Raw genomic sequence first — 11,775 nt, 5'->3', positions numbered from 1 at the left:
CCTCGCCGCGCAAGGATGTGAGCAGGCGGCCGGGAGCGCCCCGGAGGCGGCAGCCGCGCCGGAAGCATCCGCCGATGCCGGGCAAGCCGCGCAAATTGCACCGGAAACAGCCCCGACGGATGGCGAGCAAGCCGCTTCGACAGATGGCGAACAGGCGACTCCCGAGACCGACTCCCAGGCAGCAGCGCCGGCGGAGGCGCAACAGGCCACTGAGGCACCGGCCCCTCCAGCAGCTCAGCCGGAAGGCCCGCAATCAACTGAATCCGCCAGCGACCCGCAGCAAAACGGTGACGGCAATTCCACCACCGTCCCGATCGGCGGCACGGCCGTCTTCGGCGACACCCGCGTCTTCGTTTCGGCGATCGGCGAGACCGACGCCTCGCTCTTCCTCGCCGGCAAGGGACGCCAGACGGTCGCGACCGGATCGGCGCTCGACGCCGGCAATGGCTGCATGGTGACCCTCGCCGGTATCGAGGGCGGTCAGGTTCAGTTGACTGCCGAAGGTTGTGCGGGTGGCGGCTCCAGCGAGGGCCAAGCGGCGGCTCCCGCCACCACTGATGGCGTGCAACCCGCCGCTGCGGCGGACGCCGAAACGGCGGCCCCGACCGCCGAAGAACAGCCCACCGATGCAGCGGGCAACGGTGCAGAGGCTGCGCCGGCCGCTGACACCGGCGAAGCCGCAGCACCCGCCGCCGATGAACCGGCGGCTCCAGCGGTCGGCGACACGGCCGGTGTTCCGGCATCCGGCCTCACGACCGGCCAGACCGCGACCTTCGGCGAGAAGAAAATCTTCGTCTCGGCGATCACCGAGGCTGGCGCGACGCTCCAGGTGATCGGCGGTGCCCGGCAGCGGGTGGAGACCGGTAGCGCGATCGATCTCGGCGAAGGCTGCGCGGTGACGCTCGACAAGGTCGAAGACCGCAGCGTCTTCCTCTCGGGGACCGGGTGCTGATCCTTACGCAAAGGCGCGCACGACAACGGAAGGGCGCGACAGGATGAATCCCGCCTTTTTCCATTCATAGCGGTCGGTCGACTGGCGCGCGCGTTCCGGAGGAGGGCAAGAATCCAGTCGAAATGAGCATCGAACGCTACTATACTGGCTTCGGCGACGGATCGTTACTCGGTTGACAGGTTCGAGGCGCAACCGGATCATGCCGTTTTTTCCAGGTCGGGAGTTTTGAAATGCTCAGGATCGACAAACTTTTCGTCACCATCGGGTTCCTGTGGCTGATCGCAGGTGCGGCCTTCGGAACCTGGCTCGGGGCCAGCGGACATCACAACTTCGCCAATTCCCATGCCCATACCGGTCTCCTGGGATTCGTCGCGTCCGTCCTGTTCGGGCTCGTTCACCGAGGCTGGCCGGAATTGCGGTCGAGCCGCCTCGCCCTCCCCCAGCTCGCAATCTACGAGACCGGGGCCGCGATCCTGATTCTCGGCAAGGTTATGGTCGATCGGACGGGACAGGAGAACGTCTTCCTGTTCGTCGGTTCGATCACCGTGATCATCGGGGCCGCGATGTTCCTCTGGCTGTTCTGGAAAGGCGCGCTGGCAACGGACACCCGCTCCTTTGCCCCCGCTGAATGAGGCCGACAGGTCGATCGCAGCCGCGGGGTCGGCCTATTTGACGATGGTCAACGTCTCGGCCGCGCGGGTGATCGCCGTATAAAGCCAGCGCTCGCGGGTTTCCTTGAAGGCCCAGCTTTCGTCGAACAGGACGACGTCGTTCCACTGCGAGCCCTGCGCCTTGTGGACGGTCAGGGCGTAGCCATAATCGAAATCGTCGAAGCGCTTCTTGGTCGCCCAGGGGATGTCGGCGTCCGGGTCCTCGAAGGCGGCCTTCAAGAGCCTGATCTTCGCCGCGCCCTGGTCGATATCGTCGTCGTCCGGCTTGACGATCAGATTGACGCCGGGCTTCGCCGTCTCGCGGGCGGCGGTCATCACCTGCCAGAGCGAGCCGTTGAGCAGCCCCTTCGGCGGGTCGTTTCGCAGACACACCAGCTTGTCGCCGGCCATCGGCAGGCGCCCGTCAAAGCCCTTCAACTCGCGCAGTCGCGCATTGTAGCGCCGGCGCGTGCGGTTGGTGCCGACCAGCACCTGGTCGGCGGCGAGCACCTTGTCGGTTTCGACATCGCGCTTGCCGATGATCTTGGCGGCCCCCCAGTCGCCATGCATCAGCTCCTTGCCCTCGCGGACATGCAGCGCCAGCTCGATGATCGGATTGTCGCGCGCCTGACGATGAATTTCGGAGAGCAGGAAATCGGGCTCGGCCTCGGTGAAAAAGCCGCCGCCGGAGACCGGCGGAAGCTGGCCCGGATCGCCGAGCACGAGGATCGGCGTGCCGAAGGACATCAGATCGCGCCCGAGCGCCTCATCGACCATCGAGCATTCGTCGACGATCACCAGCTTGGCCTTGGCGACCGGGCTCTGGCGGTTGAGCGAAAAGGTCGGCGAGATACGCGACGTCCCGCTCGCCTCGTCGGCGACGGTTTCCTCGCCGCGCGGCCGGTAGATCAGCGAATGCAGCGTGCGGGCGCTCTTGGCGCCCTTCGACCGCAGCACCTGCGCGGCCTTGCCGGTGAAGGCGGCGAACTGCACCGACCCGTCGATGCCTTCAGCGAAATGGCGTGCCAGCGTCGTCTTGCCGGTGCCAGCATAGCCGAACAGCCGGAAGATCGGCTGATTGCCGTCATCAAGCCACTGCGCGACGGCCTTCAGCGCGTCGTCCTGCTGGGGTGAGAGCTTCATGGGTGCAAATGGCAGGATTCGGGGCGGAACGGCAACGATAATTCGATGCGAGGTCTCGTCTTTCAACGTTCTCGCCCGCGCCTCTCCCCACTATTCTGTGCGGTCACGCCCCTCCGGATCGTTTGCTAGGATGATCGGCTGACCATGCGGCGTCGCGCGGGCGGCGCGCCGCCAGGAAGCGGCCAGCCCATCGACATCTGCCGTGCCCGTCAGCCCTTTTTCGGCCAGCAGGCCCTCGAGCGCACCGAGAAAGCGCGGATAGTAATCGGACCCGTCTTCAGCCGCGTCCGGCGCGTGCAGCGTCCGTCCGAGTGCTTCGGCCCATTCGGCGGCGGTGAAAACGCCGGCCTCCACGAGCGCGACCTGCAGGCCGAGAAGTTCGGCCTGCCAAGGCTCGGCGAAACGCTCGGGAGCCTCATTCGCCATCGTGCGGCACCGGTTCCAGATAGCTTTCGAAGGCATCGATCGAAACGGTCAGCCCGGGATCGCCGTCCCTGCCCCACAAAGCCGGACCGTCGAAGGCGATAGTATAGAGCCATTGCGGCGCCTCGCCCTCGCCATGCGCGTTGGTATCCGGAAACACATGGACGCCGTGGACGATCTCGATCCTGGCCTGTCTCCCACGTGCATAGCGCGGCAGCCGTGTGTGTCCGGTGGGGTGCATCTGGACGGTGCGGACAAGATCCCCGACGCGAAATCTTGCCGGAGCCACGGCCGGCCGGTCCACCGGAGCGCCCTTGGCCAGCACCGCCGGCATCTCGGCGCCGGAGACGACACGCTTCGGCTTCGGCGCAGCGGCCAGCGGTTCGCCGCGAGCGAGTTCTTCCTCGGTGACGAAACCATGGCGCAGCAGCAGCTTTTCCAGCGCCTTGGTCCAGATCTCGTAATAGCTCGACCCATAGTAGTCTGCCGGATGCAGGCTTTCGCGCGCATGGCGGCTTTCATCGATCGTCCAGGCGCCGAGAGTGCCGGCGGCGACCGTCAATCCCAGGGCGCGCCTTTCCCAATCGGCATGAAACAGCGGTTCGTCCTTCTCCGGGGCGATGGGGCCGAACCCCATCTGCCCGCCGAGATCCTGCGGACCGTTCATCGGTCAGCCCCCCTGACCGATTCCGGCGCCAACGCAAGCCCCGTCCCGATCATCGAGTTGCGCGTGACCAGATCGGCCAGTCGGCTTTCGTCGAGTGCCTCCGTCCCGGCCGGCCGCATCGGTACGACGAGATAACGGGTTTCGGCGGTCGAATCCCAGACGCGAATTTTAACATCCGACGAGAGGTTTACGCCAAACTCCTCGAGCACCCCGCGAGGATCGAGGACGGCGCGGGAGCGATAAGGCGGCGACTTGTACCAGACCGGCGGCAGCCCGAGCACCGACCAAGGATAGCAGGAGCAGAGTGTGCAGACGACGAGGTTGTGCGTTTCCGGCGTATTGAACACGGCGCGCATGTGCTCGCCCTGCCGGCCGGTAAAACCGAGCGAGGCGATCGCGGCCGTCGCGTCCTCGCGCAGCCACGCCTCGAAGGCCGGATCGCTCCAGGCTTTTGCCACTACCCGCGCCCCGTTGCGCGGCCCCACCTTGGTTTCGTAGGTTTCGATGACCGCGTCGATCGCGTCCCGGTCGACGAGCCCCTTGCGGGTCAGGATCGTTTCCAGCGCCTTCACCCGCGCCGTCATCGGATCGAGATCGTTGTCGTGGGCGTGCCCGTGATGATGCGCGCGGTGATCGTCGTGCGAATGACTCATGGGCAAAGCCTAGGCCGTGCGCCCGCCCCTCGCAATATGTCGTCGGCCGATCACCACAGCATCGGCACCAGCGTCAGGGCCAGCAGGACGCCCATCACCACGTTGAACCATTTCAGCCGCGCCGGATCGGCGAGCAAGCGCTTGAGCACCACGCCGAAGCCCGCCCAGGTCGACACGCTCGGCCAGTTGACCAGCGTGAAGGCCCCGGCAACGAGCACGACCGACAGGAACGGCCGCGCCGGATCGGTGTAGATTGCCATTGCCGTCACCGCCATCACCCAGGCCTTGGGATTGACCCACTGGAACGCCGCCGCCTCGATAAAGGTCATCGGCCGCTCGCTGCCTTTACGCTCGCCCATCCGGCGTGTGGTGCCGATCTTCCAGGCCAGAAACAGGAGATAAGCGCCGCCCGCGAGCTTCAGCGCGAGATGCAGTTGCGGATAAGCGGCCAATAGAGCGCCGAGCCCGAAACCGACCGCCAGCAGCAAAAGGCAGAACCCGCCCGCGATGCCGCACATATGCGGGAAGGTCCGCCAGAAGCCGAAGTTCACCCCCGAGGCCAGCAGCATCAGATTGTTCGGTCCTGGCGTGATCGAGGCCACGAAGGCGAAAGTCAGCAGCGGGAGGAAGACATCGGGGTCCATGCGATCACCTATTAGGACAGCAATACTCACCTATCAATTGGACCACTCGATTGCAGGCCATTGAGTCCAGCGTCCCGACTATCGGCCCTCGCCGTTCCGCACTACATCCCCGCCTTGCCGCGCGACAGCGCCGCGACGCCGGTCCGGCAGACCTCGACGAGGCCGAGGGGTTCCATAATCGCAACGAATTTGTCGATCTTCGAAGGCCGGCCGGTGATCTCGAAGACGAAATGCTCGATCGAGGAGTCGATGACCTTGGCGCGGAAGACGTCGGCCAGCCGCAGCGCCTCGACGCGGCCCTCGCCCTTGCCGGCGACCTTGACGATCGCCAGTTCGCGCTCGATCGGCGCACTCTCGCCGTCCTCCCCCGCAACGCGGGTGAGGTCGACGACACGATGCACCGGCACGATCCGGTCGAGCTGACTTTTCAACTGCTCGATCACATGTGGCGCGCCGCGGGTGACGACGGTGATGCGCGACAGATGCTTCTCATGTTCGGTTTCCGAAACCGTCAGGCTTTCGATGTTGTAGCCACGGCCGGAGAACAGCCCGATCACGCGCGCCAGAACCCCCGGCTCGTTGTCTACGATGATCGCCAGCGTGCGCGCCTCGTTCGCCTCCTTTTCGGGAGTGATGAAATAGGCCGAAGCGGGCGGCTGGACGGGTCTGTTCATGGTCGAACTCGGTACTCTGGAGGTGGCGGCACCATAGAGGCGCGCGCGAAAAAGAAAAGCGTCGGCCGCGGCGGCACAAATGCCCCGACGCGTGAAGGACAGCAGGACAATTCCCCGGCCGGGAAAGGCAAGCGCGCCCTACACCAGCGCCTTGCCCTTGGCGTCGATGGCGCGGGCCACCGCCTCGTCGCTCGCCTCGTCCGGCAGCAGGATCTCGTTATGCGCCTTGCCCGACGGGATCATCGGGAAGCAATTGGCGAGATTGGCCACGCGGCAGTCGAACAGCACCGGCTTGTCGACGGCCAGCATCTCCTCGATCGCGTCATCGAGATCGCCCGGCTTCTCGCAGCGGATGCCGTGGCCGCCATAGGCTTCCGCCAGCTTGACGAAGTCCGGCAGCGCCTCGGTGTAGGAGTGCGACAACCGGTTGCCATGCAGGAGCTGCTGCCACTGCCGGACCATGCCCATATACTGATTGTTGAGGATGAAGATCTTGACGTTGGCGCCGTGCTGAACCGCCGTCGACATCTCCTGCATGTTCATCAGCACCGAGGCGTCGCCCGCAATGCAGACCGAAAGCGCGTCAGGATGAGCGATCTGCGCGCCGATCGCCGCCGGCAGGCCGTAGCCCATCGTTCCCAGCCCGCCGGATGTGAGCCAACGGTTCGGCGCCTCGAAGCCATAGAACTGCGCCGCCCACATCTGATGCTGGCCGACCTTGGTCGACACGTAGGTCTCTCGATCCCTGGTCACCGCGTAGAGCCGCTGCACGGCATATTGCGGCATGATGACGTCGTTGCTCGGCTTGTAGGCGAGGCAATCGCGCGCCCGCCAGGTCTCGATCTGGTCCCACCAGCCCGCCAGCGCCGCCGGCTCGCTCGCCGTGCCGCGCGCCTTCCAGAGTTCCACCATATCCTTCAAGACGTGTCCCACGTCGCCGATGATCGGCAGGTCGACATGGACGTTCTTGTTGATCGACGAGGGGTCGATGTCGATGTGAATCTTCTTCGAGTTCGGCGAGAACGCATCGAGGCGCCCGGTGATGCGGTCGTCGAAGCGTGCGCCGACGCACAGCATCACGTCGCAGCCATGCATGGCGAGATTCGCCTCGTAGGTGCCGTGCATGCCGAGCATGCCGAGCCAGTTCTTGCCGGAGGCGGGATAAGCGCCAAGCCCCATCAACGTCGAGGTGATCGGAAAACCGGTGCTCGCGACGAACTCCCGCAGCAGCCGCGTCGCCTCCGGTCCGGAATTAATGACGCCGCCGCCCGAATAGATCATCGGGCGTTTCGCCGCGGCCAGCATCGCCACCGCCGCTTCGATGCGGTCGCGGTCGCCGTCGAGTTTCGGCCGGTAGCTCTCGTGCTGGCGGATTGGCGGCGGCGACGTGTAGCGGCCGGTCGCGAACTGGACATCCTTCGGCACGTCGACGACCACGGGGCCGGGCCGGCCGGTGGTGGCGACATGAAACGCCTCATGCAGGACCCGCGACAGGTCGTTGACGTCCTTGACCAGCCAATTGTGCTTGGTGCAGGGTCGCGTGATCCCGACCGTGTCGCATTCCTGAAAGGCGTCCGACCCGATCAGGGTGGTCGGGACCTGACCGGTGATGCACACCAGCGGAATGGAATCCATCAACGCGTCCTGCAGTGCCGTCACCGCGTTGGTCGCGCCCGGTCCGGAGGTCACCAGCATCACCCCCGGTTTGCCGGTCGAGCGAGCATAGCCCTCCGCAGCGTGGCCGGCGCCCTGCTCGTGCCGCACCAGGATGTGGCGAACCTCCTCCTGCTGGAAAATCTCGTCATAGATCGGCAGCACCGCGCCGCCGGGATAGCCGAAGACATCGGTGACGCCATTGTCCTTGAGCGCCTGGACGACCATTTCCGCGCCCGTCATTTCCCGCATTTCCGCTGTCGCTTCCATCGTCGTTATCTTCCGTCTGCTGCCTGCCGGATTCGTCGGGTGCCGTTTTCCTGTCCGGATATGTGTGTCGGAAATCGGCGCAATAAAAAAGGGCCGCTGGGGCCCTTGGGATGCGCACACGTGGCTGTCGCCGGGCGGCCGTCAGACCGCCGCGCGTGTGCGCCTTCGTACTACGAGAATGCCGTTCATGTTCATCGGGAATGAAGCTAAGCGCATCCGGACGGTCCGTCAACGGAAATAGTGCGCGGCCCCACAACGGACCGCGCACGCTCGCCGGTTAGTTTGCTATGTCACGACACCTACGGGCGCTTGCCGCCCCGTGGGCTAGACGACCGCCTCGATATTGATGCGCCGATACAACGCCTCGGCCAGCGCGTAAACGCCGAAGGCCATGAGGCCGAGCCCGGTCAGCGACAGCAGCGCCCAACCGTATGACCAGCCTTCGATCGCCGCCAGCGCGGTATCCAGCCCCGGTGTCTGGCCTTCCGAATACGAAGCTGCACCGGTGAATAGCAGCCCGGCAAGGATAAAGAAGGTGACGCCTCGGGCAATCAGGCCGAACTGGCAGACCGGGGCCAACCAACCGCGGACTCCCTCGGGAATCTCCATGTATTTTTCAAATCCGGCTTTGGCGCCCTTGTAGATGTGGGCGGCGCCGGCCGCGGCCATGCCGGCTGCGATCAGGTAGGTCAGCCAGACGCCGTAGCCCGCCTCGTAGGCCTTGGCCACAAATCCGTTGCCGCCGCCACCACCTGCGATGCCGATCAGCAGGGTAGCTGCGTAAAAGGCGAGCGCCCCGTAGGCAAAAGCGCTGAAGATCAGACCGGCCCGTACGAAAAGCCCCTTCGTATCGGTACCGTGGTGGTCGACATCGAAGACGACCTGCACGATCCGCCAGGCGGCAAAGGACGAAAGAGCGAGAATCAGCAGGCCGAGGAGAATGGTCCCGAACGACGACCCGGCGATTTGTCCGACCGCCTCCTTGCTGTCCATCGCCTCGCCGGAGGCGAAGGCGGCGCGGAACGCGAAGTAGCCGATGATGAGGAAGACGGCGCCGCGGGCCACATAGCCCGCTCTTGCGGCGTGCCGAAGCCAATCGCGGTTATCGGGAGCCAGTTCGTGGGTGTCTGCCATCAGCCTCGCCTTATTGCACTAGTGGTCCGATTTCGACTTTCGCATCCCGCTTGAACGTCCCGGTAAGCAATTGTCGAAATCAAAGGACCACTAGCAACATTTTGACCCTCGTGGACTTCAAATTTGCCATTTAGTTTGGGGCCCACCCCACGTCGGTATCAAATGTCGAATTCAATTCACTAGGACGATACGCTAGACGGCCTCTTTCAGTTCCCGATCCGTCGCGGTTACACCGTCGGAATAGGCATGGACCCGATTGCGGCCGGATTGTTTGGCGCGGTAGAGCGCGATGTCGGCGCGTTTGAGAAACGCGGCATTCTCATCACCTGGCTCCGAGACGGTCATGCCGATCGAAGTCGTTATGCGCAGGCTCACATTGCCGACCTCGATGGCCAATGCCGAGATTGCCTCACGGACCTCATCGGCAAATCGTCGAAACTCGACCGGTTCCATGTTCGGCGCAACGAGGGCGAATTCTTCGCCGCCGACCCTGGCGACAATGTCATGGTAGCGCGCGCGCTCGAACAGGCAGGCCGCCACGGATTTCAGAACCTGGTCGCCTACGTCATGCCCGTGGGTGTCGTTGATCGCCTTGAAGTGGTCGAGATCGATCAGCATCAGCCCCAGCGGACGCCCGATCCGGTCGAACTCCAGCAGATATTGCCGCAGAGATTCATCGAAGAAGCGCCTGTTGTTCATGCCGGTCAACGGATCGGTCAGCGCGGCGCGTTCGAAATCCTGCGAGCGTTTACGCAACAGTCTTGCCAGCGAGTGCAGCTTGCCTTGCTCACGGGCCTGCTGACGGACCATCGGCAGGATCCAGAACAGTCCGGCCAGCAGCGCGACGACCAGGGATGAAAACGTCGCCACGAAAAGAATGGCTTCGATCCGCTGATGCTCGCGCATTCCCGCTTCCGCCAGCGCCGGCGCAACGACACTGTGCCCCGCATAGGTGCCAGCTGCGGCGACGCCAATCGTGCAGAGAAACAACGCGACCGACAATTCCGATTTGCTGATTTTCATGCAGTAGAAACGCCCGCTCTTGTCTCTCCGAATCACTAAGCGAATAGCTTGACCATCGGCTTAACCGCGTCGGTCAAATGCTCGAAATCAGCTTGGCATCGGGTGTCGCCAGGCGCTCCCAGTCGGCACCGAACTGGTGCCGGAACCAGGTTTCCTGGCGCTTGGCGTATTGCCGGGTGCGTGTCACCGCGCGCGACGTGGCTTGGCTGAGAGTCATGCGACCGTCGAGTACCGCCGCGAGCTCGACGATTCCGATTGCCTTGGCCGCGGACCCCGCGAGCGCACCGGGCAGCGCGCGGAAAGCCGCGACCTCCTCGAGCGCGCCGGTCGCTATCATCGTATCGAACCGTCGCGCGATCGTCTCGCGCAGTCGGCTTCGCTCTGGCGCAAGGACGATCTTCACGCATCGCCCGCCGTCGAGCAGCCCCTCGCCCCGTCCCGCCTGCAGGGATGACAACGGCACGCCCGCCGCCTCGCCGACCTCCAGCGCCCTGACGATCCGCTGCCCGTCCGCCGGCTTGATGCGGTCGGCCGCAACAGGGTCCCGGCACAAGAGAAGTCGGTGTAGCGCCGACGGACCTTCCTCTGCCAGCCGCCGCCGCCAGGTCTCGCGCCGCTCCGGCGAGACCTCAGGCATGACATCCAGAAGCCCGAGCAAAACCTTGAAATAAAGACCGGTTCCACCACAGAATATCGGCGTCTTCCCGGTCGCGCGGAGTTCATCGAGAATGGCAGCCGCGTCGCCCCAATACCTTCCCGCGGAGTAGGTCTCATGGGGTGCCACATGGCCGTAGAGGCGATGCGGGACCCGCTCGATCTCGGCCGGTGCCGGCCGCGCCGTGAGGATTTTCAGGTGAGAATAGACCTGCATGGAGTCGGCATTGACGATGATTCCGTCATGCCGCTCGGCGAGTTCGAGCGCCAGGCGCGACTTGCCGCTGGCGGTTGGCCCAGCTATCAGGATTGCCTGTTTTTCCGCCATCTCGGATCGCCATATCATGTTCGTCGCAACGCTCATTGCCGCACCGACCGGGGCCGGCCTGCCGGCGCACGCCCTGCTCGACATTGCCCGCGAACTCGGAGTTCGACCTGAGACGGCCGCTTGGCTCGACCCCGAGTTCGCGGCCGATATTGGCTTCGAGACCGCCCCCTCGCCTGAGCGGCGACGCGCCGTCGCCGAGATCGCCGCTGCCGGGCACTTCGACTGCGTGGTGCAGCAGCGCGCGGGGCGGCGCAAGCGGATTTTGATCGCCGACATGGATTCGACGATGATCGGCGAGGAATGCATCGACGAACTCGCTGCCGAGGTCGGAATCAAGGACCGCGTCGCCGCGATCACCGCCCGGGCGATGAATGGCGAGATCGAATTCGAGCCGGCTCTCCGCGAGCGCGTCGCCCTGCTCGCGGGCCTGCCGGAGGCGGTCGTGGACAAGGTCATCGCCGAGCGCATCACGCTCGCGCCGGGTGGCGCCGCGCTGGTCGCAACCATGCGGGCCAACGGCGCCTACACAGCCCTCGTTTCCGGCGGATTCACGGTCTTCACCGGGCCGATCGCCGCCCGCCTCGGCTTTCACGAGAACCGTGCCAACCGCTTATTTTGCGAGGCGGGACAACTTACCGGCCACGTCGAGGAGCCGATTCTGGGAGCCCGCGCCAAGGTGATGGCGTTGGAAGAGATTGCCGCGCGGCACGATATCGGCACCGATCAGGCGATCGCGGTCGGCGACGGAGCCAACGACCTCGGGATGATCGAGCGCGCCGGCACCGGCATCGCGCTGCACGCCAAGCCGGCGGTCGCCGCGCAAGCGCCCCACCGCGTCGACCATGGTGATTTGACGGCGCTGCTGTTCGTACAGGGCTACCGGCGGGACTTGTTCCGGCAATAGATC

Annotated in this window: 13 protein-coding genes; 3 read left to right on the top strand and 10 right to left on the bottom strand. The window is 65.0% G+C overall.

The genetic code is table 11. The annotated features are described in order from the left end of the window. Nucleotides 1-952: hypothetical protein (locus tag MJ956_RS08080; protein WP_423724820.1), on the top strand; the 952-nt coding region annotated here is incomplete at its 5' end. Nucleotides 953-1,182: 230 nt separating this feature from the next. Further along, the gene (locus MJ956_RS08075) at nucleotides 1,183-1,584 is read left to right on the top strand and encodes a hypothetical protein (RefSeq protein ID WP_253963970.1); all 402 of its coding nucleotides are present in this window, start codon (nucleotides 1,183-1,185) and stop codon (nucleotides 1,582-1,584) included. A gap of 33 nt (nucleotides 1,585-1,617) precedes the next feature. Here the strand turns inward: MJ956_RS08075 and MJ956_RS08070 are convergent, their stop codons facing one another. From MJ956_RS08070 to miaA, 10 genes are all read right to left on the bottom strand, one after another. After that, entirely contained in the window at nucleotides 1,618-2,745 is a 1,128-nt protein-coding gene (locus tag MJ956_RS08070; RefSeq protein WP_253963969.1) for an ATP-dependent DNA helicase, read from the bottom strand. A gap of 90 nt (nucleotides 2,746-2,835) precedes the next feature. Then, nucleotides 2,836-3,171 carry a nitrile hydratase accessory protein gene (locus MJ956_RS08065; RefSeq protein ID WP_253963968.1) on the bottom strand — a complete coding sequence of 112 codons (336 nt, stop codon included), beginning with the start codon at nucleotides 3,169-3,171 and terminating at the stop codon, nucleotides 2,836-2,838. After that, nucleotides 3,161-3,835 (bottom strand): nitrile hydratase subunit beta, encoded by a 675-nt coding sequence (nthB, locus tag MJ956_RS08060; protein WP_253963967.1) that lies wholly within the window; start codon nucleotides 3,833-3,835, stop codon nucleotides 3,161-3,163. Before nthB ends, MJ956_RS08065 begins: the two co-directional genes overlap by 11 nt. Then, a complete protein-coding gene (gene nthA, locus MJ956_RS08055; protein ID WP_253963966.1) occupies nucleotides 3,832-4,488 on the bottom strand; it encodes a nitrile hydratase subunit alpha in 657 nt (218 codons plus the stop codon). Before nthA ends, nthB begins: the two co-directional genes overlap by 4 nt. A gap of 50 nt (nucleotides 4,489-4,538) precedes the next feature. After that, a complete protein-coding gene (locus MJ956_RS08050) occupies nucleotides 4,539-5,132 on the bottom strand; it encodes a LysE family translocator (protein ID WP_253963965.1) in 594 nt (197 codons plus the stop codon). A 101-nt stretch (nucleotides 5,133-5,233) separates the two neighbouring features. Continuing rightward, nucleotides 5,234-5,806 carry an acetolactate synthase small subunit gene (gene ilvN / locus MJ956_RS08045; RefSeq protein WP_253963964.1) on the bottom strand — a complete coding sequence of 191 codons (573 nt, stop codon included), beginning with the start codon at nucleotides 5,804-5,806 and terminating at the stop codon, nucleotides 5,234-5,236. A 138-nt stretch (nucleotides 5,807-5,944) separates the two neighbouring features. Next, complete coding sequence (locus MJ956_RS08040) at nucleotides 5,945-7,729, bottom strand: acetolactate synthase 3 large subunit (RefSeq protein ID WP_253963963.1); 1,785 nt, start codon at nucleotides 7,727-7,729, stop codon at nucleotides 5,945-5,947. A 324-nt stretch (nucleotides 7,730-8,053) separates the two neighbouring features. Further along, nucleotides 8,054-8,863, bottom strand: coding sequence for a DUF1206 domain-containing protein (locus MJ956_RS08035; protein ID WP_253963962.1), 810 nt, complete (start codon nucleotides 8,861-8,863; stop codon nucleotides 8,054-8,056). Between the two features lie 192 nt (nucleotides 8,864-9,055). Then, nucleotides 9,056-9,886: a GGDEF domain-containing protein gene (locus MJ956_RS08030; RefSeq protein ID WP_253963961.1), complete on the bottom strand. Its 831-nt coding sequence runs from the start codon at nucleotides 9,884-9,886 to the stop codon at nucleotides 9,056-9,058. A gap of 73 nt (nucleotides 9,887-9,959) precedes the next feature. Then, nucleotides 9,960-10,868 (bottom strand): tRNA (adenosine(37)-N6)-dimethylallyltransferase MiaA, encoded by a 909-nt coding sequence (gene miaA / locus MJ956_RS08025; RefSeq protein WP_253963960.1) that lies wholly within the window; start codon nucleotides 10,866-10,868, stop codon nucleotides 9,960-9,962. Here miaA and serB point away from each other — a divergent pair. Next, nucleotides 10,756-11,772, top strand: coding sequence for a phosphoserine phosphatase SerB (serB, locus tag MJ956_RS08020; RefSeq protein ID WP_423724819.1), 1,017 nt, complete (start codon nucleotides 10,756-10,758; stop codon nucleotides 11,770-11,772). The genes miaA and serB overlap by 113 nt on opposite strands. Nucleotides 11,773-11,775: the final 3 nt, after the last annotated feature.

This window comes from Aurantimonas marianensis, from assembly GCF_024195285.1.
GTDB lineage: Bacteria > Pseudomonadota > Alphaproteobacteria > Rhizobiales > Rhizobiaceae > Aurantimonas > Aurantimonas marianensis.
Note: the sequence above shows the minus strand (reverse complement) of the source record. Positions and strands in the feature narration are given on the sequence as shown.